The sequence below is a fragment of the Acinetobacter sp. ACNIH3 genome, assembly GCF_002918965.1.
Classification (GTDB): domain Bacteria; phylum Pseudomonadota; class Gammaproteobacteria; order Pseudomonadales; family Moraxellaceae; genus Acinetobacter; species Acinetobacter schindleri.
Genome location: NZ_PQLP01000016.1, coordinates 41,316 through 64,375, shown reverse-complemented (window position 1 = coordinate 64,375; position 23,060 = coordinate 41,316). Strand labels below are relative to the sequence as shown.

27 protein-coding genes are annotated in these 23,060 nt (G+C 43.9%); 9 read left to right on the top strand and 18 right to left on the bottom strand.

Annotated features, from left to right (window positions below):
* From C3420_RS08770 to C3420_RS08750, 5 genes are all read right to left on the bottom strand, one after another.
* The coding region (locus tag C3420_RS08770) for a GTP-binding protein (protein ID WP_228146067.1) at nt 1–220 on the bottom strand (220 nt) is incomplete at its 3' end.
* A gap of 93 nt (nt 221–313) precedes the next feature.
* Nucleotides 314–2,449 (bottom strand): elongation factor G, encoded by a 2,136-nt coding sequence (gene fusA, locus C3420_RS08765; protein WP_004811169.1) that lies wholly within the window; start codon nt 2,447–2,449, stop codon nt 314–316.
* Nucleotides 2,450–2,579: 130 nt separating this feature from the next.
* A complete protein-coding gene (rpsG, locus tag C3420_RS08760; RefSeq protein ID WP_004279240.1) occupies nt 2,580–3,050 on the bottom strand; it encodes a 30S ribosomal protein S7 in 471 nt (156 codons plus the stop codon).
* 182 nt (nt 3,051–3,232) lie between these two features.
* Nucleotides 3,233–3,607: a 30S ribosomal protein S12 gene (rpsL, locus tag C3420_RS08755; protein ID WP_004648013.1), complete on the bottom strand. Its 375-nt coding sequence runs from the start codon at nt 3,605–3,607 to the stop codon at nt 3,233–3,235.
* A 169-nt stretch (nt 3,608–3,776) separates the two neighbouring features.
* A complete protein-coding gene (locus tag C3420_RS08750) occupies nt 3,777–5,279 on the bottom strand; it encodes an EcsC family protein (RefSeq protein ID WP_004811170.1) in 1,503 nt (500 codons plus the stop codon).
* Nucleotides 5,280–5,555: 276 nt separating this feature from the next.
* On the opposite strand from C3420_RS08750, the gene C3420_RS08745 reads away from it, so the two are divergent.
* Nucleotides 5,556–6,785: a beta-ketoacyl synthase N-terminal-like domain-containing protein gene (locus tag C3420_RS08745; RefSeq protein ID WP_004811172.1), complete on the top strand. Its 1,230-nt coding sequence runs from the start codon at nt 5,556–5,558 to the stop codon at nt 6,783–6,785.
* A 23-nt stretch (nt 6,786–6,808) separates the two neighbouring features.
* Entirely contained in the window at nt 6,809–7,261 is a 453-nt protein-coding gene (locus tag C3420_RS08740; RefSeq protein ID WP_004811175.1) for a CopD family protein, read from the top strand.
* 63 nt (nt 7,262–7,324) lie between these two features.
* On the opposite strand, the gene C3420_RS08735 is transcribed toward C3420_RS08740, so the two are convergent.
* The 4 genes from C3420_RS08735 to C3420_RS08720 all read right to left on the bottom strand — a co-directional run bounded on the left by C3420_RS08735 (nt 7,325) and on the right by C3420_RS08720 (nt 11,707).
* Nucleotides 7,325–8,752, bottom strand: a complete 1,428-nt coding sequence (locus C3420_RS08735) for an amino acid permease (protein ID WP_004811176.1) — start codon at nt 8,750–8,752, stop codon at nt 7,325–7,327.
* A gap of 151 nt (nt 8,753–8,903) precedes the next feature.
* The gene (locus C3420_RS08730) at nt 8,904–9,263 is read right to left on the bottom strand and encodes a RidA family protein (protein WP_034424226.1); all 360 of its coding nucleotides are present in this window, start codon (nt 9,261–9,263) and stop codon (nt 8,904–8,906) included.
* 48 nt (nt 9,264–9,311) lie between these two features.
* The gene (gene alr, locus C3420_RS08725) at nt 9,312–10,424 is read right to left on the bottom strand and encodes an alanine racemase (RefSeq protein ID WP_004811180.1); all 1,113 of its coding nucleotides are present in this window, start codon (nt 10,422–10,424) and stop codon (nt 9,312–9,314) included.
* A 23-nt stretch (nt 10,425–10,447) separates the two neighbouring features.
* Nucleotides 10,448–11,707, bottom strand: a complete 1,260-nt coding sequence (locus C3420_RS08720; RefSeq protein ID WP_004811182.1) for a D-amino acid dehydrogenase — start codon at nt 11,705–11,707, stop codon at nt 10,448–10,450.
* Nucleotides 11,708–11,846: 139 nt separating this feature from the next.
* Here C3420_RS08720 and C3420_RS08715 point away from each other — a divergent pair, with 139 nt between their 5' ends.
* Nucleotides 11,847–12,314 carry an Lrp/AsnC ligand binding domain-containing protein gene (locus tag C3420_RS08715; RefSeq protein ID WP_004811183.1) on the top strand — a complete coding sequence of 156 codons (468 nt, stop codon included), beginning with the start codon at nt 11,847–11,849 and terminating at the stop codon, nt 12,312–12,314.
* Nucleotides 12,315–12,395: 81 nt separating this feature from the next.
* Here the strand turns inward: C3420_RS08715 and lysM are convergent, their stop codons facing one another.
* The 6 genes from lysM to C3420_RS08685 all read right to left on the bottom strand — a co-directional run bounded on the left by lysM (nt 12,396) and on the right by C3420_RS08685 (nt 16,181).
* A complete protein-coding gene (gene lysM / locus C3420_RS08710) occupies nt 12,396–12,902 on the bottom strand; it encodes a peptidoglycan-binding protein LysM (RefSeq protein WP_076753146.1) in 507 nt (168 codons plus the stop codon).
* A 186-nt stretch (nt 12,903–13,088) separates the two neighbouring features.
* A complete protein-coding gene (acpP, locus tag C3420_RS08705) occupies nt 13,089–13,325 on the bottom strand; it encodes an acyl carrier protein (RefSeq protein ID WP_004646101.1) in 237 nt (78 codons plus the stop codon).
* 86 nt (nt 13,326–13,411) lie between these two features.
* Nucleotides 13,412–14,146, bottom strand: a complete 735-nt coding sequence (gene fabG / locus C3420_RS08700; protein WP_103800226.1) for a 3-oxoacyl-ACP reductase FabG — start codon at nt 14,144–14,146, stop codon at nt 13,412–13,414.
* Nucleotides 14,143–15,129, bottom strand: a complete 987-nt coding sequence (gene fabD / locus C3420_RS08695; RefSeq protein ID WP_103800227.1) for an ACP S-malonyltransferase — start codon at nt 15,127–15,129, stop codon at nt 14,143–14,145. Before fabD ends, fabG begins: the two co-directional genes overlap by 4 nt.
* A gap of 234 nt (nt 15,130–15,363) precedes the next feature.
* Entirely contained in the window at nt 15,364–15,546 is a 183-nt protein-coding gene (rpmF, locus tag C3420_RS08690; protein WP_004279227.1) for a 50S ribosomal protein L32, read from the bottom strand.
* A 77-nt stretch (nt 15,547–15,623) separates the two neighbouring features.
* On the bottom strand, nt 15,624–16,181 hold the full coding sequence (locus C3420_RS08685; protein WP_004811191.1) for a YceD family protein: 558 nt from the start codon (nt 16,179–16,181) through the stop codon (nt 15,624–15,626).
* 99 nt (nt 16,182–16,280) lie between these two features.
* Between C3420_RS08685 and C3420_RS08680 the strand changes: the two genes are divergently transcribed.
* The 3 genes from C3420_RS08680 to C3420_RS17605 all read left to right on the top strand — a co-directional run bounded on the left by C3420_RS08680 (nt 16,281) and on the right by C3420_RS17605 (nt 17,986).
* The gene (locus C3420_RS08680; RefSeq protein WP_103800228.1) at nt 16,281–16,943 is read left to right on the top strand and encodes an elongation factor P hydroxylase; all 663 of its coding nucleotides are present in this window, start codon (nt 16,281–16,283) and stop codon (nt 16,941–16,943) included.
* 86 nt (nt 16,944–17,029) lie between these two features.
* Nucleotides 17,030–17,647, top strand: a complete 618-nt coding sequence (locus C3420_RS08675) for an L-threonylcarbamoyladenylate synthase (protein WP_103800229.1) — start codon at nt 17,030–17,032, stop codon at nt 17,645–17,647.
* Nucleotides 17,648–17,683: 36 nt separating this feature from the next.
* A complete protein-coding gene (locus C3420_RS17605; protein WP_103800230.1) occupies nt 17,684–17,986 on the top strand; it encodes a hypothetical protein in 303 nt (100 codons plus the stop codon).
* On the opposite strand, the gene C3420_RS08665 is transcribed toward C3420_RS17605, so the two are convergent.
* Nucleotides 17,964–18,425: a hypothetical protein gene (locus tag C3420_RS08665; RefSeq protein WP_076753143.1), complete on the bottom strand. Its 462-nt coding sequence runs from the start codon at nt 18,423–18,425 to the stop codon at nt 17,964–17,966. The two genes, C3420_RS17605 and C3420_RS08665, sit on opposite strands and share 23 nt — an antisense overlap.
* A gap of 90 nt (nt 18,426–18,515) precedes the next feature.
* Complete coding sequence (locus C3420_RS08660; RefSeq protein WP_004811201.1) at nt 18,516–19,043, bottom strand: hypothetical protein; 528 nt, start codon at nt 19,041–19,043, stop codon at nt 18,516–18,518.
* 411 nt (nt 19,044–19,454) lie between these two features.
* Here C3420_RS08660 and C3420_RS08655 point away from each other — a divergent pair, with 411 nt between their 5' ends.
* From C3420_RS08655 to rluB, 3 genes are read left to right on the top strand one after another with little or no spacing between them, the layout of a single operon-like run.
* Entirely contained in the window at nt 19,455–20,249 is a 795-nt protein-coding gene (locus C3420_RS08655) for a segregation and condensation protein A (protein WP_026056761.1), read from the top strand.
* Nucleotides 20,246–20,836, top strand: coding sequence for an SMC-Scp complex subunit ScpB (scpB, locus tag C3420_RS08650; RefSeq protein WP_004811206.1), 591 nt, complete (start codon nt 20,246–20,248; stop codon nt 20,834–20,836). Before C3420_RS08655 ends, scpB begins: the two co-directional genes overlap by 4 nt.
* A 41-nt stretch (nt 20,837–20,877) precedes the next feature.
* The gene (rluB, locus tag C3420_RS08645) at nt 20,878–21,951 is read left to right on the top strand and encodes a 23S rRNA pseudouridine(2605) synthase RluB (protein ID WP_004811208.1); all 1,074 of its coding nucleotides are present in this window, start codon (nt 20,878–20,880) and stop codon (nt 21,949–21,951) included.
* Between the two features lie 599 nt (nt 21,952–22,550).
* On the opposite strand, the gene ftn is transcribed toward rluB, so the two are convergent.
* On the bottom strand, nt 22,551–23,015 hold the full coding sequence (gene ftn, locus C3420_RS08635; RefSeq protein WP_004811213.1) for a heteropolymeric bacterioferritin subunit Ftn: 465 nt from the start codon (nt 23,013–23,015) through the stop codon (nt 22,551–22,553).
* Between the last annotated feature and the right edge of the window lie 45 nt (nt 23,016–23,060).

Genomic DNA, 23,060 nt, shown 5'->3' with positions numbered 1-23,060 from the left:
TTGGAGAATCGTATTCTACGTGAGAAGTGTTAATGGTAATACCACGTGCTTTTTCTTCTGGTGCAGAGTCAATTGCAGCGTAGTCTTTCGCTTCACCACCGAATTTCTTCGCACATACAGTTGCAATCGCAGCTGTTAAAGTTGTTTTACCATGGTCAACGTGACCAATTGTGCCCACGTTAACGTGTGGCTTATTACGTTCGAACTTAGCCTTAGCCATGAGATCTTCCTTTTTGAACTGCTCATGCAGGATCACTGCATGAGCGCTTGGTTTTTAACTATGAATTAGTTTGGGCTTATAGTAATCGAAAGATTACTCGTCGTCACCTTTTTTACCGCCAGACTGGAACTTAGCGATGATGCCTTCAGCCACGTTACGTGGAGTTTCAGCATATTTAGCAAATTCCATAGAGTAAGTCGCACGACCTTGAGACATAGAACGCATATGAGTTGCATAACCGAACATCTCAGCAAGTGGAACTTCAGCTTTAATTGCTTTAGTACCACCAGGTAGATCGTCCATACCCTGAACCATACCACGACGACGGTTTAAGTCACCCATGATATCGCCCATGTAGTCTTCTGGAGTTTCTACTTCAACTTTCATGATAGGTTCAAGAAGAACAGGATCTGCTTTCATGAAACCGTCACGGAAGGCATAAGAACCAGCCATCTTGAACGATAATTCGTCAGAATCGACATCATGGTAAGAACCATCGAACAATGTCGCTTTGATGCCAACTACTGGATAACCAGCAAGGACACCATTCTTCATACGTTCTTGGATACCTTTGTCAACTGCACCGAAGAATTCTTTAGGTACTACACCACCTACAACTTCTTCAGCGAATTCGTATTCTTTACCAGCTTCAGGATCAAGCGGTTCTAAACGTACGTATACGTGACCGAATTTACCTTTACCACCAGTTTGACGTACGAACTTACCTTCTTGCTCAACAGTCTTTTTGATTGTTTCGCGGTAAGCAACCATTGGTTTACCAATGTTCGCTTCAACGTTGAATTCACGTTTCATACGGTCAACGATGATGTCAAGGTGAAGCTCACCCATACCAGCAATAATGGTTTGACCAGATTCTTCGTCAGTACGAACGCGGAATGATGGATCTTCCTTAGCCAAACGACCTAAAGCGATAGACATTTTTTCTTGGTCAGCTTTAGTTTTTGGTTCAACAGCCAATGCAATTACTGGCTCTGGGAATTCCATACGTTCTAGAGTGATGATGTTTTTCTCATCACATAGTGTATCACCAGTAGTTACGTCTTTAAGACCTACACACGCAGCGATGTCACCAGCACGGATTTCTTCAACGTCTTGACGATCGTTCGCGTGCATTTGCACGATACGGCCGATACGTTCACGTTTAGATTTAACCGGGTTATAAACAGAATCACCTTGTTTAAGAACACCAGAGTAAACACGTACGAAAGTTAAGTTACCTACGAATTTGTCGTTCATGATTTTGAACGCAAGTGCAGAGAACGGAGCTTCGTCAGATGCTTCACGAATCGCTTTAGTTTCAGCTTTGTCGTCAAGAACACCTTCAATCGCTTTAACTTCTGTAGGTGATGGCAAGAATTCAATTACTGCGTCCAACATACGTTGAACACCTTTGTTTTTGAACGCTGTACCACAAAGCATTGGTTGAATTTCACAAGCCAATGTTTGAACACGTAGACCAGCAACGATTTGTTCTTTAGTCAAATCGCCATTGTTCAGGTATTCGTCCATTAACTCTTCAGAAGCTTCAGCAGCAGCTTCAACCATGTTTGTACGCCATTCTTCAGCAGTTTCTTGAAGATCAGCAGGGATTTCGCCGTACTCGAACTTCATACCTTGTGAAGCTTCGTCCCAAATGATCGCTTTCATTTCGATCAGGTCGATAACGCCTTGGAAGTTTTCTTCAGCGCCAACAGGGATTACTACAGGTACAGGGTGTGCACCAAGACGTGTTTTCATTTGTTCAACAACACGGAAGAAGTTTGCACCAGTACGGTCCATCTTGTTCACGAATGCTAAACGAGGCACTTGGTATTTGTTAGCTTGACGCCATACAGTTTCAGACTGAGGTTGTACACCACCTACAGCACAGTAAACCATACATGCACCATCAAGAACACGCATAGAACGCTCAACTTCGATTGTGAAGTCAACGTGTCCCGGGGTATCAATTACGTTGATACGGTGTTCTGGGAACTGCTTAGACATACCTGACCAGAATGTAGTGGTAGCAGCAGAAGTAATGGTAATACCACGTTCTTGCTCTTGCTCCATCCAGTCCATTGTTGCTGCACCATCATGTACTTCACCAATTTTGTGAGATACACCTGTGTAGAACAAGATACGTTCAGTAGTTGTGGTTTTACCCGCATCGATGTGCGCAGAAATACCAATATTACGGTAACGAGAAATTGGGGTTTGACGAGCCATGATCTCTTGCATTCCTAAATTTTGTTGTTTAAAACAGGACGCTTTAAGTTGCTAGCAACTTAAAGCGCTTTGATGACAATTGGGTGAAACCCATATCATCACCGTCCTGATAAGGGCCTGTTTTATTTGCTTAGAAACGGTAGTGAGAGAATGCTTTGTTGGCTTCAGCCATACGGTGCACATCTTCACGTTTTTTAACCGCTGCGCCTTTACCTTCAGATGCATCAAGCAACTCACCAGCAAGACGTAAAGCCATAGTTTTTTCAGAACGCTTAGCAGCAGCATCTACTAACCAACGCATAGCCAAGGCAGTACGACGGGATGGGCGCACTTCCATAGGTACTTGGTATGTAGCACCACCAACACGGCGTGCTTTTACTTCGACCATAGGGCGAACTTTTTCAAGAGTAGTCTCGAAAAATTCAACCGGATCTACTTTAGATTTTTCTTGAACGCGGTCTAAAGCACCGTAAACGATACTTTCAGCAATAGATTTTTTACCATCTTGCATTACGTGGTTCATGAATTTAGCGATTGTTTGGCTACTGAATTTCGGATCCGGAAGGATTTCACGAGCAGCGACTACGCGACGTCTTGGCATTTTAAACTACCTATAAATATGACACTTCAGGTTTATCCAGCATTAGCACAAAGTGTCATGTGCATTCGCTGGCCTTACTACACGTCGCTTGAATTTCACAAAATTAAATGCAGAAATCAGACAAGCGAGACGATAAAGGATTGCAGTTCTAGCGAACTAAGAAGTTAATCTCGAAAGATCAATTATTTCTTAGGACGTTTAGTACCGTATTTAGAACGAGACTGGTTACGATCTTTAACACCAGCACAGTCTAAAGAACCACGAACGGTATGGTAACGTACACCTGGTAAGTCTTTAACACGACCACCACGGATAAGAACAACACTGTGCTCTTGCAGGTTATGACCTTCACCACCGATGTAGCTAGAAACTTCAAAGCCTGAAGTTAAGCGAACACGGCAAACTTTACGCATTGCTGAGTTAGGTTTTTTAGGTGTAGTTGTGTAAACACGTGTACAAACACCACGGCGCTGTGGACAAGCCTTCAACGCAGGAACTTTAGATTTTTCAATCAAAGTCGTACGACCCTTACGGATCAACTGATTTGTTGTTGCCATTTGGCAATTCTCCCGTTAATAAAAAGCCCCAAAAACTACTACTTTTTGAGGGCATGCAATTGTAAGTCAAGATACAAAATTGGTCAACATGATAGAAGCAGGCAAATCCACATCCGCTCTTGCTTACAATTGCTTAGTACTTTCATATCCTTACTATTTTTCTTGCAGATTAATCTGCATCTTTAGTAACATCTTCTGTTGATTTTTTAGCAGAAGATTTTGTCGCTTTTTTTGGCTTTTGCTGTGCAGCTTCCGTGTCTACTTCGCTCTGATCATTTTCAGTATCAGCGACAGCGACTTCGGCCTCGTCTGTGACATCGCCCTCAGCTTCTGCCTGTGCAAGCGTATCTTCGATATCTTCAGGTGCCGGCTCACTCAGTGCTGGTTGCTGTACATGCTTATCCGCAACCGGTTCTACCAACTTATCGGCTAATGAATCTAAGCCTTCACTGACCTCTTCATCTTTTACTTTCTCTGTGACTTGAGAATCTGTCTTTTTCAGCACTTTTACCTGAGTAATATGATCATTTCCTTCAATCGGAATCTCTTTATCTAAAATTAACTCATCCCCGGTATGACCATTTTTCTTGATATTTTCCAGTAGTTTTGGTGCAGCCTGTTGCAGCAATGCTTTAGATTTTTCATAAGCCTCTAAAACAGAGGCAGAGCTGTCACGATGCTGTAGCAGATATTGACGTGCATTCGAGAACACATCCTGTGCTTTCTGATTAACATCCTCGACAAAACGGCGACTGTATACTGCGCCTACCCCAGCACCCGCTAACGGTACCAATTTAGATAGTTGTTCAATCAGGGAAACTTTCGGTATATGATTTATCCATTCCCATTTCGATTGACCATCTTCCTGATGCAGGAATTTGCGTAGCAGCTCAGTATCATTACTTGAACCCAACATGGCTTGCAGCTGGGAAATGTCATGGGTTTTTAAAGTAGCACCTAGCGCTCTTAAGCCCAACAATACAGTTTGCTTTTCTGCAATCAGACTCAGATCAATCTGACGGAAGATATGCTGCACGATATCCTGATCTTCTTCTTTACTTAAGTCAAAGCCATAAGAACGGCCGACCTGATAAATAGTACGCAGCGCCAGCACCAAAGATGCAGGAATATCCACTGCTGTACCAATTACCCCAGTTGCCCCTGAGAATGCACCTTGAACTGCAGCAATCCATTTATTCTGTTCACCAAACGCTTGAGAAATACGCTTAGAACGATCAACATCCTGGGTGAGTTCTTCCAGATCACGCACTCCCGCTTCATCAAGAATGGCATCTACTGAACTGATGTCATTGGTAAACTGATTTAGATGATCAAAGAAATAATCGGACACTTTTTCGCTAAACTTGGGCGAAATAAAATGCGTAACATTATTCACTGTATTGAAATGACGGCCAAACAACTGGCGCGATACACTCGGTAGATGTTCACGTAACATCTCCTGTGGATTGTCGTATTTTTTTGATTCAAATGGACTCTTGGCTTGAGCTGCACCATTGAGCACCTTATCTACATTCAGCGCTTGTGTGACCTTCGAAACTGAATCAGGTGCAACATGGTTGAATAGATCCAAACCTGTTGTACTGAACTTTTTCGCCACTCCAAACGCACTGGAGATGAAGCCATTTGATTGTTTATTATTGGTATTTGTCATTCCTTACCTCAGCGTGCACGTGCTTGTATTTTGTATAAATACTAGGTGCTAGCAGCGTTTATCTCAACCTTATTCTGTTTCATTTAGTAATCCCTCTGTGTAGGAATCTCTATTCGAATGTACAGCGTACTGGGCATAACATTTGCCATAAGATTTCAAAAATCTTTCTGTTATGATGTTCCTCATTGTGAACAATGGGTCAGCACCATATTTAACGCTTGATGAAAACGCTAAATATCTCCCCTGACCATAAAGATGAACTATAAGGATCTGTAGATGAAACGTGTTGTCATCACTGGTATGGGTATTAACTCATGCATCGGAAATACATTGGAAGATGTAACTCACTCTTTACAAAACGGGATTTCAGGCACACGTTTAAATCCAGTCTATGCTGAACTGAACTTTAAAAGTCATGTCAGCGCGGCTGCTGAGCAGGATTTTGACAATATCGACCGTCGTCTCAAACGCTTTATGGGTGTTTGTGCCATGTATGCCTATAATTCGGCAATTGCAGCGGTTGAGCATGCTGGTCTGAAACCGGAAGATCTGGCGGGCAACCCACGCTATGGTATTGCAGGCGGCTCAGGCGGTAACTCAACAGCATCTGTAATAGAAATGGCGAAATTACTCGAAGAAAAAGGTGCACGTAAAATTGGCCCGTTCTTCGTACCCCGCAATATGTCAAATACCATTACAGCCAACGTTGGTGTAGCGCTTAAACTTCAAGGTATTGCTCACTCAATTACCAGCGCATGCGCAACTTCTGCTGATGCGATTGGTTATGCCTACAACCTGATTCAATTGGGTAAACAGGACTTGATGCTTGCCGGTGGCGGTGAAGAAGATCACTGGTCTCAAAGCTTGCTGTTTGATGCGATGGGTGCGCTGTGCTCGAAATACAATGACACACCTGAAACTGCATCCCGTCCATATTCAGCAGACCGTGACGGTTTCGTGATTGCCGGCGGCGGCGGTTTCGTGGTGCTTGAATCCCTTGAACACGCTCAAGCACGTGGTGCCAATATTCTTGCGGAAGTCGTAGCTTATGCAGCGAACTCTGATGGTGCCGATATGGTTGCGCCAAGTGGTGAAGGTGCAACGCGTTGTGTATTGATGGCTTTAGAAGAAGCAAAACAGCATGGTGTAGACAAGATTGACTATGTAAATACGCATGGTACCTCTACTCCAGCAGGCGACATTACAGAACTTAAGGCAATGGAACGTGCGTTTGGTGAAGGCCAAGTTCCTTCACTTAGCTCGACCAAGTCTATGACAGGTCACAGCCTAGGTGCTGCTGGTGTTCAAGAAGCAATTTATTCAGTTCTGATGATGCAAAATGATTTTATTGCGCCAAACATCAACGTGACTGAGCTGGATGAAGGTGCGAAACCGTTTGATATCGTGCTTGAAAAACGTGACGCAAAATTGAATACTGTGATGAGTAACAGTTTCGGTTTCGGCGGCGTAAATGCTTGTCTCATCTTCAAAAAATGGGAAGGCTAAGCTGCCCAATTTAGGGTGACTTGATGGATGCTCCTTCTGATGCTTTCCTTTGGGTAAAAGCATTACATATTATTGCAGTGGTTTGCTGGTTCGCGGCTTTGTTCTACTTGCCACGTTTATATGTTTATCATGCCATGAGCGAAGATACCGTGAGTCATCAACGCTTTGAAGTCATGGAGCGTAAGCTGTACCGTGGCATCATGTGGCCGGCAATGCTGGCCACCCTGATTACGGCACACTTTCTGGTGGATTGGGGTGATGCAACGCGTCATTACCATGAAGCCTTATGGTTCTACCTTAAAGTCGGCCTGGTTGGCTTATTGGTGATTTACCATCTGGTCTGTGGTTATTACCGCAAGAAGCTGATTGATAATGCCCATTACAAGTCACACAAGTTTTGGCGTTATTTTAATGAGATGCCAACCCTACTCTTATTTGCAGTGGTGATTCTGGTGGTGGTTAAACCTACCTTCTAGTTTAGCTACTCAATAAAAAAATCCCCGATCAGTCGGGGATTTTTTATGTCTTAGATTCTAAATTTACATCTCTACCTGAAGCTTACGAACTCTTGGCAGATACAGCAGGCGATAGGTCACCGCCAGAATTAACAGCCATAACGGACTGATCATCAAGGCTTTCAAGGTATCTGGTTCCAGACTCAAAATCACCAAAGCAAAGAACAGGAATGCCAGCACGATATAAGACATCCATACACCGCCCGGCATTTTAAAAGTCGAAGCAGTATGTTTTTCCGGTTGCTGCTTACGGTAGCGGATATAGCACACCATAATGATGCTCCAGATACTGATAAACAGGATCACACACAGTGAGCTCGCCAAGGTAAAGGCTTCCATCGTATTCGGTACAAAATACTGGAATGCTGCACCCAGCAGAATAAAAGTACAGGAGAACATCAGACCTTTCGCCGGTACTGCACGGCTCGACAGTTGTGCCAAGGCTTGTGGTGCCTGACCACCTCGTGCCAGGCCAAACAGCATCCGACTGGTGGAGAACACCCCACTATTCATCGAAGACATCACGGAAGACAAGACCACAAAGTTCATGATAATGGCGGACGTTGGAATCCCCGCATATAAGAACAGGCTGACGAACGGACTCTGATCCGCGGGAATCTGGCTCCATGGCGTGACTGCCATAATCACCAGCAATGACAATACGTAGAACAGAATGATACGGGTTGGAATCGCATTGACGGCTTTAGGTAAATTCTTTTCCGGGTCTTTGGTTTCAGCCGCCATGGTACCCAGCAACTCTACTCCCACGAAAGCAAACATCGCGATCTGGAAACCGGCCAGAAAGCCAGTCACACCTTTCGGGAACAGCCCATCTGACCAGACATGACTAAAGCTGGCCGTCGCACCGCTTGGCGCCTGAAAACCACTAAAGACCATATAACCACCGACAAAAATCAGGCCAATAATTGCCAGAATCTTGATCAGGGCAAACCAGAACTCAATCTCACCAAAGAGTTTTACTGTCACCAGGTTAATACCCAGAATCAAGAGCACACAGGCAGCGCTGATCAGCGCCTGTCCCGTCGGGGTAAAGGCTGTACCTTCGGGTAACCAGAAATTCAGGTAGTTAATAATCGCAGCCAGATCGGCAATACCGACCAGCACCCAGCCCAACCAGTACGACCAGCCAATGTAATAGCCTGCACCCGGACCGATCAGATCATGTGCCATATCAATAAAAGACTTGTACTGCAGATTCGACAGCAGCATTTCACCAAGAGCACGCATTAAAAAGAAAAACATCCCGCCAATGATCATATAGATCAGCAGGATCGAAGGGCCAGCCAGGGCGATGGTCTTCCCCGACCCCATAAACAGGCCGGTACCGATACAGCCACCAATGGCAATCAGCTGTAAATGCCGATTAGATAACTTGCGTTGTAGCTCATGTTGCGACGGCGCTGCGTCATCTCTAGAGGGTGTAGTATTCATCTTCAGTTCCTTTTTCGCATTAGACCCTTGCCCGCCTGATCAGATTTCCTCCTGAAATCCTGATTCAGATGCAGTTTCATTTAATAAGTTAAATGATCGGGTCTGATGTTGTTACAAAATTAAGTTGGGAGATTTCAAACATCAAAACAACTTAGGGCTGTGCTGCAATCACTGCAATTTCAATCAGCCAGTCTGGATTGACCAGATCCGCCTGAATGGTGGCACGTGTCGGAGTGTTATGACCTTGCAGCCATTCCACCCAGAGTTGGTTTACGCTGCTAAAGTCAGCTAAATGCTTGATAAATAATTGCGCCGAAAGCAACCGGCTTTTATCAGTATTTGCCAGCGCAAGCAGTTCATCAATCTTGGCAAAGACCTCCAAGGTCTGTCCGTGTATATCCAGATCGGTACGTGTTGGCACCTGCCCTGACAAATACACGGTCTTGTTGTGAATAGTGGCAGCACTCATCACCTGATTGCTGCGGATACGTTGAATATCGCTATGTTCCATCATAAATTTTCCTCTCCATTTTTTCCGTTAATGGGTCAATATTGAATTTCAGGTTTCAACCTGAATCGGCACACGGGCGGTAATGCCACACATCAACTCATAGCCCACTGTTCCTGATCCTGCTGCAACTTCATCAATGGGCAGCACTGTGCCGTGGGTCGACCGCCCCCAGAGCACCACTTCACTACCAATGTTCGTTTGAGAAAGTTCAGTCAGATCAACTGTCAGCATATCCATACTGACCCGCCCAATGGTTTGGGTTCTAACACCATCCACCAGCACTGGTGTACCGGTCTGGCTAATGCGCTGATAACCATCCGCGTAACCACAAGCCACAACACCAATTCGCATCGCCTGCTCCGCAACAAAGTTGGACCCATAACCGACACTTTGCCCAGCCTGAATATCTTGAATGGCAATGATTTCACTGCGTAAGCTCATACTTGGTTGGAGATTCCAGTCTTGAATACTATGGCTTGGATAATCTGGTGAACTGCCATAGAGCATGATGCCGCTACGTACAATATCGGAATGCAAGCTTTGATGATGGCGTAGAATGGCTGCACTATTACTGAGTGAGGTTTCAGCCTCAAGCCCCTGAATGGTCTGGCTAAAAATCAGGTTTTGATATTCAATACCATCCAACCCAAAACGCTCGCCATCCGCATCAGAGAAATGGGTCATATGGGTTATGGAACGGACATTATTTAGCTGGTGCAGCTCCTGCCAGATTTCTGCATATTCATGCGGCTGAAAACCTAAACGGTTCATGCCGCTATTCATTTTCAAGAACACATCAAACTGTGCATCCGGGACTATTTCTGCAAACTGTTTCAGCCATTGCACTTGATGCCGGGAATGAATGGCAAAGCTCATGTCATGCTTCGCACATGCAAATAAATCCGCTAGCGCAAAAATACCTTCGAGCAACAGCAGCGGTTTTTTGCATCCCAGTGCACGTAGCCGCTTGCCTTCTTCAATATCCAGAAAAGCAAAACCGTCTGCAGACTGAAATGCCGCATAAACCCGTTCAATGCCATGACCATAGGCATTGGCTTTGAGCACAGCATACACTTCAGCATTCGGAGCAGAAGCTTTAGCAATATTCAGGTTATGCTGCAATGCATCTAAATGCACTACAGCTTGAATTGGACGTGGCATAGATTCTTCCTTGAAACAGTAATTTAAGCCGCGTGTGAATAGCGTCCGAGTGACAACCCTTCCGTGCTAATCTCGGTTTTATGATTCAGCACCATGTCACTGATCAACTTGCCCGAACCACAGGCCATGGTCCAACCCAGGGTGCCATGTCCGGTATTCAGAAACAGGTTTTTAAAACGCGTTGCGCCAATAATTGGGGTACTGTCTGGGGTCATTGGGCGTAAACCGGTCCAGAAACTCGCTTCTGCCAGATTCCCACCCGGGAACAATTCCTGAGTGACCATTTCCAATGTGGCACGGCGATTGTCTTTTAAATTATGGTTAAAGCCACTTAGCTCAGCCATACCGCCGACACGAATGCGCTGGTCAAAGCGAGTGATGGCAATCTTATAGGTCTCATCCAGCACCGTAGATTGCGGCGCAAAATCGGCATCAACGATTGGAATCGTGAGTGAATAGCCTTTTACTGGATAAACTGGTAAATCCAGATGCAACGGTTTCAAGAAATCACGTGAATAACTACCAAATGCCAGCACGTATTTGTCCGCAGTGAATACCTGACCATTGACGACAACACCTTTAATTTCATTGCCCTCAGTTAGCAGATGTTCCACATTCTGGTTAAACTTGAACTGTACTCCCAATTCTTTGGCAACATTGGCTAAGGCGTTGGTAAATAGATAGCAATCACCGGTTTCATCATTGGGTAAATGTAAGCCACCGACCAGTTTATCTTGAGCATGTGCCAAGGCAGGTTCAACTTTTGCCAAATCAGCTCCCAGTAACAATTCATGCGGCACACCACACTCTTGCAATACAGCGATATCACGTTGCACCATATCCAACTGGGCTTCATTACGAAATACCTGTAAAGTACCTTTGGAACGATGCTCATAGCTGATCCCGGTTTCTTTACGCAATTCACGTAAACAGTCACGGCTATATTCAGCCACACGGGTCATACGTTCTTTATTAATGGCATAGCTGGCTGGATTACAGTTTTTCAGCATTTGCGCCATCCAGTTCAACTGCCACATGCTGCCATCTAAATTAATCGCCAAGGGTGCGTGATGCTGAAACATCCATTTCACTGCTTTGAATGGAATGCCAGGTGCTGCCCACGGTGTCGAGTAACCTGGAGAGATTTGGCCTGCATTACCAAAACTGGTTTCTTCAGCAGGGCCAGTCTGACGGTCAAGTACAGTAACTTCTGCACCCTGCTGTGCCAGATAATAGGCACTTGCCACACCAATTACACCACTACCTAAGACCAAAACACGCATTGCCTTACCCTCAAAATCCTTCTAGTTGATTTAACTAGTATATTTTTGGATCAATAGTTAATTTCACTGTTTTAAAGTAATATATTCAGTGAATCCACTAGATTTCTCGCGTGATTTTAAAAAATTAAGGGAATAATGAATGCGCAAATTAGACCGTATTGATCGTATGATTCTGGATATTCTGCAACGTGATGGACGTATTGCGATTAGTGAACTGGCAGCTCGGGTGAACCTATCCACCACCCCGTGCTCTGAGCGTGTGAAGCGACTGGAACGCGATGGCATTATCATGGGCTATTACGCCCGACTCAATCCAGAAAAGCTGGAACGCAATTTACTGGTCTTTCTTGAAATCAAACTTTCAGCCAAATCCGGTGATGTATTTGAGCAGGTCGCACGAGACCTGAGTGAAATTCCTGAAGTACTGGAATGCCATTTGATTTCTGGAGATTTTGATTATCTGGTCAAAGCGCGCCTGAAAGAGATGAGTGCTTATCGCCGCCTGTTGGGCGATCTATTAAAGAAACTACCTTCTTCCGCCTCTTCACACAGTTATGTGGTGATGGAGGAAGTAAAAGAGACGCTATATCTGGATGTCGGTATTTAATACTCTAGTTATCGACAATAACAACAAAGCTCCCAAAAGGAGCTTTGCCATTAATCTGAAAAATCTGAAAGTTCAAAAATATTAATCAGGAATACGTAGTACCTGACCCGGGAAAATATCATCAGCATCTTTTAATAATGGACGGTTGGCTTCAAAAATCTTGTTGTATTGATTGGCATCACCATAAAATTCTTTAGAAATTTTTGACAAACTGTCGCCTGATTTTACCGTGTAAAATTTACTTTCTGGTTCAGGGCTGCTCACCGTAAGCTGGTCATCCACTTTGGCCACATGATCAATATTTCCTACCGCGAGAATAATTTTTTCACGATCGGCCTGATTTTGTACCTGCCCACGCACAGTTGCCAGATCAGAAGTAGAGTTATAGCTAATTGACAAACCTTTAATTGGCAACCCTAAACTTTTAACATGACCCAATAACTTGTTGGCAATTTCTTGTGCCGATGGCTCTGCCGGAGCTGCTTTAGGCGCAGCCGCAGGTGATTGTTGTGCAGCAGGTGTCTGTTGCGGTTCTGCCGCTGCGGTATTTTTCTTACCAATACCTTTTACAAAATCAAAAATACCCATGGAAGACTCCCTTATTGTTGTCTGATTTTTTATCTCCCTATTGTTTATAGCGGAATTCACCTAAGCAGAAGTTAATCATTGGTAAGCTTCCTGTTAATGAATGTAAGTTACCACTAAGAAAAACACAGGCACAAAAAAAACCACCTTGCGGTGGTCTTTAGGCTTAGCAGCGCTAAGAATCAACGATTAACCAAGTTTTTTAGAAACGTAGTCGATCGCAGATTGAACAGTTGTGATTTCGTTAGAATCTTCATCAGGAATTGTGATGTCGAAGTCATTTTCGAAAGACATTACCAGTTCAACTAGGTCTAGAGAGTCAGCACCCAAGTCATCCATGAAAGATGCTTCGTTTTTAATCTCTTCGATTTTGATACCAAGTTGTTCTGCAACCGCTTGCTTAACGCGTTGTTCGATATCGCTCACAGGAATTCTCCTCATTGCTTGTGGCGTTTTTAATGCCGTTAGTTTAATTGAATCTAAAAAATTTGGAAAGTTTATACTTAAGCCCCTTAGCTCATGTATAAACCACCATTCACGTGAATTACAGTACCTGTAATGTAACTTGCCTTGTCAGAAGCTAAGAAACTTACGGCATTTGCGATATCTTGTGGATCACCGAGACGGTTCAATGCCACTTGATCACTCATTTTCTTGCGAATTTCTTCACTTAACTGTTCAGTCATCTCAGTGGCAATAAAGCCTGGTGCCACAGAGTTTACCGTAATTTGACGGCTACCCATTTCTTTTGCAAGACTGCGGCTAAACGCTTCGATACCTGCTTTGGCAGCAGAATAGTTCGCCTGACCCGGGTTAGCAAAATGCGCCACTACAGAGCTGATGTTAATGATACGACCGAAACGTGCCTTGGTCATGCCTTTCAGGACACGCTTGGAAAGTCGATAAACGGCTTTCAGATGAATGTTCAGGATATCGTCCCAGTCATCTTCTGACATACGCAGCAACAGGTTATCTTTGGTAATACCAGCATTGTTCACTAACGCAAGAACTGGACCATAGTTCTGTTCAATTTCAGTCACCAGTGCATCAATGGCTGCGCCATCACGCACATCAAGGACTTTACCTGCGCCATTTTCAGCAAACTGTTCAGATAATTTCTCAGCGCCAGCTTCAGAAGTGGCAGTTCCTACCACAAAGTAGCCATCCTGAATGAGTTGTTGTGCAATTGCAGCACCAATGCCGCGGCTTGCACCTGTCACCAAGGCAACTTTACGTTCCTGTGTCATGCAATTTTCCCTTCTGCCACCAATACGGTGTTTAATGCATCTTCCAGACGGGATTGAGTATCCAGTGGAAGTGCTTTTTCGATATTTGGTAAACGTTTTGCCATATTGGCAAGTACATTCCCCGGACCGCATTCCACGATATATGCAATACCTTCATCTTGAAGGAACTGCAAGGTTTTGGTCCATTGTACAGATTCATATAATTGCGCAGTCAGTGCCTGACGTAATGCGTTCACATCTGTTGCGATTTCCGCGCCCACATTTTGTATTACAGGAATACGTGGTAGCTCAATGGCAGTTTGTTCCAAAGCCGTAGCAAACTGTTCAGCGGCAGGTTTCATCAGTGAACAGTGGGATGGAACAGATACGGGCAATGCAATCGCTTTAGCGCCAATTTCTTTTGCCAGTTCAATTACCGCATCAACACGATCTTTGTTCCCTGCAATAACGATTTGACCTTTGGCATTGTAATTTGCCGCTTCAACCGAACCTTCACCGGCTGCTGTTGCCTGTGCACAAAGTTCAACAACCTGAGCATCTTCCAAACCCAGAATTGCCGCCATTGCACCCACACCTTGTGGGACTGCATCTTGCATCAGCTTACCGCGCAGGTTGACCAGTTTCACTGCATCACCCAGGCTTAACGCACCCGCCGCAACCAGTGCACTGTATTCACCTAAAGAATGGCCAGCCAGATACTTTGGTGCAACACCACCCAGTTCCAGCCATGCACGCCATAATGCAATCGATGCAGTCAGAAGGACCGGTTGAGTGAATTCAGTCTGGTTCAGACCTTCGCCACTTTGTGCAATCTGCCACAGATCGAAGCCTACTGCTTCAGATGCCTCGGCAAATGTGTCACCTACACTACTAAACTGCTCAGCCAGTTCAGCGAGCATGCCCGCCTTCTGCGATCCCTGACCCGGGAATACAAATGCAGTTTTGGTTGCCTGAGCTGCTTGCTCGAGTTGTTTAGCAGACATAATAAAATCCTTTCGATTAAGAGGCGCTAATCTTCACAGAATTGATGAAAATTAACAGCTAAATACCACCTAACTCATTGTGGAGCGCAATTTAGCACGTAATTTTGGCTGGGGTAATTGCCAAATACAACAAAAAGCCCGACTTTATTAAAGCGCCTAAAAGTGACAGACAAAAAAAAGGGAGCTTAACGCTCCCATTTTTTCTATCAAGCTTGACGCTTAATACATCATTAATTATTCAGCAGATGCTTTAGCGAATAATTGACGACCACGGTAGATACCATCTTTAGATACGTGGTGACGACGATGAGTTTCACCAGTAGCTTGGTCTACAGTTAATGCATTCTCAGTTAAAGCGTCATGTGAACGGCGCATGTCACGGCGAGAGCGACTTTTACGGTTTTGCTGAACGGCCATGATGGCTCCTTACAAATATCGAAAAAATGGATCAGAACAAATTCGATTGTCTTATACGTATAAGTATAACACAAAAATTAGTTAAGTTTACCCTTCAAAGCTGCCAAAACTTCAAACGGATTGTCCCGTTTTTCTTCAACAACTTCTTCTTGAGCGGGTTGGTGCTTATGCTCACAAACATCATGCTTAGGAGACAACGGCATCAACAATAACAATTCATCTTCTATGAGTGCCAGTAAATCAGCGGTGGCAGGTGCATCATATGAACCTTTCGTCGTTGCTTCACTTTCACCTAAGACGATGAAATCAGCATCCTCATCCAAGCGCTCTATCAGTGATTCGTCATCCACAAGGGCAAGATGAAAATCTGAAACGAGTTCAATCTCAACGGTTTCCAGACAACGCTGGCATTCCATTGGAACTTTCGTTTCAACATGGCCATCTAGCCACACAATGCGATGATAAGCATCCATTGATAGCTTACAGTCTATGTTAATCAATTGATCATCAATTGATCCAACAGCTTCACGAGCAATACGAACAAAGCGGGATAAAGGCAGTTGACCTGACCATTTAAAGCCCTGTTCAGCCCATTTAAACGGCTCAATCTGTGCCGGAAAGGTATTTGCTGACATAATTAAGGCGGCAATTCTACAAATTCATCAGAACTCTGTCAAAGATTAAGATACAATTTTGTACTTATTTTTAGACAGACCAATTGGGTAATTTCAGTCATGCATCTGTTGCAGCCGCAAACAGAAGTGAATGTTTCATCACTCGTTAGCACACTTTCAACTCTGGATTCTGACAGCTCACTACAGCAAGTGCAACGCTTACCGTGGGCGAATGTATCGCCAGAAGCAGAACAGGTTGATTGGCTCATCTTACACTTTAATCACTGGTTTTCCCACCTAAATGTCACATTAGTCCGTGGTGATTTTGAACCAGAATATTTCCCGGCTACTGAAGATACTCCTGCCCGCATTCAATTTGCGCATGGTTTCTTCAATAGTGCCCTGCATGAGATCAGCCACTGGACCATTGCCGGTGACAAGCGTCGTCTATTGCCAGATCTGGGCTACTGGTATGCGCCGGATGGCCGCACCCAGGAACAGCAAGCTTTATTTGAACAGGTCGAAATCAAGCCCCAGGCGATTGAATGGATGTTTGCCAAAGCCTTTGGGCGTAAATTTCGCGTGTCTTTAGACAACCTGACCGGTGAAGGCGGCAATGGCAGCAGCTTTAAAGATAATGTCTATGCACAGGTACAGCGTTATTTTAGTGGTGAAGCCAAACTACCGCGTGATGCAAAACGTTTTATTGATTGTATCTGTGCCTGCACACGGAATGGCAAAAGTTTACAATCCGACGAATTTATTCGTGAAATGCTTGATTAAATTATACAAATTTATCGTTATTGAGATTGCATGTCCGTCGCAGGCAATCTCATAATAAAGTCAGCACAGGATCGGAGACAGAGTTTATGTTGCATTTACGCTTACACCCAGACAATCCCCAACCACGTTTGATCAGTCAGGCCGTGGAACGTATCCGTGCCGGCGATGTAATTGTTTATCCAACTGATGCCGCTTATGCAATTGGCTGCCAGATCGGAAATAAAAATGCCATGGAGCGCATTGCCCAGATTCGTGGTCTAGGCCCTAAGCACCAATATGCCATTCTCTGCTGTGACTTGTCGGACATTGCGACCTATGCCAAAGTGGACAATGCCGTATATCGTTTGCTGAAAAATAATACGCCTGCTGTCACTACTTTTATTCTGCCAGCCACCAGTGAAGTACCTAAACGTTTAATGCATCCGAAGAAAAAAACCATCGGTTTACGTATCCCCAGCAATCCCGTGTGTCAGATGCTGCTTCAAGAACTGGGTGAACCCCTGTTAACCTCAACCCTGATCCTGCCAGATCAGACTGATCCAATGGATGATCCATACGAGATTGAAATGCAGCTCGGCAAACGCATCGATGTATTTATTGATAGTGGCCTAGGTACATTAAGCACAACTTCTATCGTGGATTTATCGGGTGATCAGCCTGAAGTGATTCGCCGTGGTGTCGGTGATGTAAGTGCTTTTGAATAATTAAAACGTTTTAATTCAGTTTTAGGAGGAAATAAAGTGAATCTGTTTTATCTCCTTCTAAACTTGAATGAGTTTCCTGCCACTCATCTGATCTACGTCGAACGGCCTTGGACATTAGAATCTAAGGCAATTTCTATCGAAAAGAATTCTAAGCCTGTCTTAAGTCTGAATATCGACAATATTGAGTACCAGTATTTTCTTGAAGTTGCGATGACAAGAAAACTGCTGAACATTTATTCAACAAATAATCTCTGTCTAGCAGACACCTGCCAGCGAATAATTGAATATGCGTTAAAGCAGCAGGACCACAACATATTTATAACTGACGCAAAGTCATAAAATTCGGGCAATCTGCTAGTATCTGTTTATGCTCAAATACAGCCTTGCCAAATTTATTTTGAATGGTATAGCTGGATGAAACCTGATCTTCTTCAAGAACCGTTATATAGGCTTTTACCAAATCTGGCTCTTGACCTTGTAACTGGTCAACCTGCATACAACCAAGTTGTCGTACATGGCTTTGGATTTCTGTCGGTAATTGATTATCCGCGAAAGTGGTGAGTTTCATGTAGGTAATGATATTCGGATATTGATTGAGTATATCTCCAGAGATGGGCAGACCACTATTTTCCAGTCGCTGTTGAGTCTGTGCATCCATGTGTACCTGTTTTAGATTATCTCGTGCCTGCTGTTGAAACTTATGCTCCCAATACTTTTCAGTTCCGAAAAATAGTCCGGCAATCACTAAAAGGCCAACAACAACAAATTTTATATTCATATTTTTATCCGTAGGATTTTAACTTAAAGGTTGCGCAGCCTCTTCCGAAACCGATGCAGCAAGTGCAACCATGTCTACTGGGGTATTCTTTTAAGGTGGTGGGATATATTCTTCCCCAGCTTTTAATGCTCTCACTTGTAAAAAACTTGGACAATCCAACAGCTTTTGCTGATGTTGCATCATGTCCGTACCAAATTTATTTTTGACATTCATATGAAAAACTATTTGATCTTCTTCAATCACATTTAAGACGGCAGTTCGAGACTTGTAATCAAAGTTTTGAAACGCCTCTACAGAATTACAGGCTATGTTTTTGACATTCTGTTCACTCTTTACAGAAAGTTTTTTATTTTCATTTTCAAGCCAGCGTGTATAAAAGCGAATATTCGGATACTGATCCAGAATTGTAAGCTCTACCTTTTCTCTTTGAAGTATGGGTTGATACTTCGCTTCTAAATCGGCAAATCTACCTGATTGAAGCTGCTGACGTGTTTGGTCTTCAAGTTGCATCATTTCATATTTGGGATAACCCCAAAATACCCCAAGCCAATCACGGCAATAAGTACCAGCATAATAGGCATATTGATCACCCGTCCTGTTTTTAGTTGTTTTATTCATCAGTATATTTTTCTGAGATATTAGAATACTTTTTGAACGATAGATATATGTTTTTAAGGTTTATTTTTAAAACTTTTACTTTTTAATTACTGCTAAAGAATGATTTTTCCTGATCTAATTTTTAATATTTGTCAATGCTCATGATCGATCTTAAGGGTTGCAAACTCAACTGGAGCTTAACCTTATTTCTCTGAACCCTTAATTCAGAAAGGCATCCCTGTATTTGAGATGATCAAAAACCGAAGAATAGCCGTAAAAGCTACTGTTTTTTTGTATCTAACTCCATATCCAATTTATTTAGAGGTATTTTTCGAGTACACTAAGATCAACTTTTACATGCTTTTTCTTTCGATGTGAGATCGAAGAATCAGCCTTCATGCCTTTGAAAATTCGCGTGGCCAACAACTGTATATGAATCAAAGCATCCATAATATGATGGAACCTACTCCACACATCCGTGTACTGGATGAATGGCAGGAGACGATTCCTGAGGATCTTTACATTCCTCCTTCAGCGTTTGAAATCCTGTTAGAGCATTTCGAAGGCCCGCTCGACTTTTTAATTTACCTGATCCAAAAAAATGGCTTTGACTTGCTGCAAGTCGACATTGCGCCGATTGCTGCCCAATACTTGTCCTATATGGATGCGATGAAGTCACTCAATATTGAGCTGACCGCAGACTATATGGTAATGGCGGCATTATTAGCGGACCTCAAATCCCGCTTACTTCTTCCAAAACCCAAAAGTATTTCTGCGACGGAACAAGATCCGAAACAGGAATTGATCGATCGTCTGGAAAATTATTTACGCATTAAACAGGCCGCAGAACGTCTGAACAAAATGAGTGTGCTTGAACGTGATACGTTTGAGACCAATGTCAGTCTGGGCGAGTTCATTCAACCGAATGAAGGTCATAACGTCAATCTGCTGCGTGATGCCCTGCTGTGTATCTTTAACCGTCCTGAGCCGGTGATTCATCAGGTGCAACAGGAACCGGTGCTACTTGAAGAACGCATTGCCTACATTGAAAGCTGCCTGGAAACTGGTGAAGTGCTTTCTTTTGCAGATTTACTCAAACCAAACCAGGGCCGGATGGGCATGGTCGTCACCTTCATGGCGGTTCTGGAACTGACACGTCAACAAAAAATTCAGATTATTGCTACAGGCGTTGAAGCCCCGCTCGCAATTCAGGGAGCACCTTTATGACCATTGACCATAGCTCAATCCTTACAGCGGAAGATAGTCTGCATGATGTTCTAATGCAGCTGGAAGCGATTATCTTTGCGAGTGATTCAGCGGTGTCTCTGGCACGTCTAAAAGAAGCTTTTCAGGATCGATATACCAAGCAGGAATTACGTCAGTACCTACAGCAACTGTCTATGCTGATGCATGGCCGCTCAATTGAACTGATTGAAACTGCTCAAGGTTTCCGTTTTCAAGTACGTGCGAAGTATCGTAATATTATTGCTCAGACATGGCCCGAGCGACCAGCGCGCTTGTCTCCTTCATTACTTGAAACTTTGGCCGTAATTGCCTATCACCAGCCGGTGACCCGGGCAGATATAGAACAAATTCGTGGTGTCACAAATAACAGTCAGATTTTGCGTTCGCTGTTTGACTGGAACTGGATTAAAGAATCTGGTTTTCGTGAACTCCCTGGAAGACCTGCGTTGTTAGTGACAACGCCACAATTTTTAAATGCGTTTGGCTTAACCAGTTTAGGCCAATTGCCTCCCCTGCAGGATGCCAAGGAAGCTTTTATGGCCCTCGATGCAAATGCACCGAAGTCATAAATAGGTGAACTGTTGATAATTATTTCTAAGGTTATGCTGTCATGAGTGAAAAATTGCAAAAGGTGCTTGCACGTGTTGGTTTGGGTTCTCGCCGTTATATGGAAGAAGTCATTGCCGCTGGTCGTGTAAGTGTGAATGGGCAAGTTGCCCAAGTGGGTGAGCGTATCGAACCAGGTGATGAGCTTCGCATCGATGGTCGTAAGGTACAATTCCAGATTGAGGACGAAATCCGTCGTCGCGTACTGATTTACTATAAGCCTGAAGGCGAAATCTGTTCACGTAACGATCCTGAACAACGTCCGACTGTATTTGATAACCTGCCTGCGATCCAAGGTGATCGTTGGGTGATGGTTGGTCGTCTGGATATTAACTCCACTGGCCTGTTACTTTTCACAAATGACGGTGAACTGGCGAATCGTCTGATGCACCCTTCCAATGAAATCGAACGTGAATATGCAGTTCGTGTCATGGGTGAGGTAACGCCTGAGCTGAAAAATAACATGCTCAAAGGCGTCGTACTGGATGATGGCCCGGCAAAATTCGAATCATTCTCTGAACTGGGCGGTGACGGTATCAACCGCTGGTATCAGGTGGTGGTGAAAGAAGGACGTAACCGTGAAGTACGTCGTATCTTTGAATCCCAAGGTCTGAAAGTCAGCCGTCTGTTACGTACCCGTTATGGCACAGTAATTCTGCCACGCGAACTGCGTACTGGTCGCTGGATTGAACTGGACAAGCAGGATATCGATAACCTGGCAAAAGCTGTTGAGCTTAAACCACGTCAAGGTACTGGTTTGTACGGCATGGCAAAACGCCGTTCTGAGCGTATGCAGGAAAAACCTATGGCAGCACGTCGTGGTGGTTTCCTGCGTCAGCAGCGCCGTGACAGTGATGAACCGGCAGCGAATACTGGCCGTGAACGTCGTGAAGGTGGTTTTGGCCGTCGTGACAATAATCAAGCCGGCTCACAGTTTGGTCGTCGTGAAAACCAGAATGGTACTCAGTTTGTACGCCGTGACAATCGTCCCGAATCAGGTTTTGGCCGACGTGAAGAACGTGATGAAAACACACCACGTCGTCCTTATGGCGTAAACAAAGGCTTTAACAAGTTCTAAGCCTTTGTTAAGATAAAAACCAGGCAGTTGCCTGGTTTTTTTAGCTCTAAAAATAACAATATGAAAAGATCCTTCTACTGTCAAAGCTCATTGCATCCCTTTCTATTCTTGACTTATATTTTAATAGGTTATCTACTTTTTCAATTCAGCTATTATCTGCGAATCACTGATCAGGACTGGAACTTTAAGCTTGCAATACTAAGTCAGTGGTTCTCGGCTATTTTTTATCAACCTGCTCAATATACTGATCACTACATCAGTATTATCACCTTGACCATAATGATGGCTTATTTGGCACTTTATGGAATCAGCAAGTTCAAGAAACTGGAGATAGACGCAGATCAAATTTATTGGTCTTTGGGTCATATGAAAATCGGTCAAATCTTTCCACTGAATGCCTACACTGAAATTCAGTGCATTTTAATTCCACCGCATAACCCCGACATTCATCTATTTAAACTTAAAACTGGTCAGGAAGAATTTGATATTAACATGAGTGAGTTTTCAGCTGAGGATCAACGAACCATCCAAATGTTATTAAAATCCTTGAAAATTCGATGTTAAAAAAATCCCGCTCAACTGGCGGGATTTTTCAAATCTTACATCTGGGACTGAATATAATTTTGCAGACCAATCAGCTCAATTAAACGTAGTTGCTTTTCAAGCCAGTAAGTATGATCTTCTTCTGTATCTGACATTTGCTGACGTAACATGTCACGCGTCACATAGTCACCCTTCTCTTCACACAGTTTCACGCCTGTTGCCAGTTTTTGACGAACTTCATATTCCAGTTTCAGGTCTGCTTTCAGACAGCTCACCACATCTTCACCGATTTCTACATCATCACGGGTCATGTTCGGTGTACCTTCCAGGAACAGAACACGGCGAATAATTGCGTCCGCATGCTGTGCTTCTTCCTGCATTTCATGATCAATGCGTTCAAAGATTTTAGTCAGGCCCCAATCTTCGTACATACGAGAGTGGATCAGGTATTGGTCGCGAGCAGCCAGTTCGCCACCGATCAACATATTCAAATAATCTACGACTTCTGGATTACCACGCATTTTTATAACTCCCTACCTTTATGGACTTATTATGGAGAAAATCTT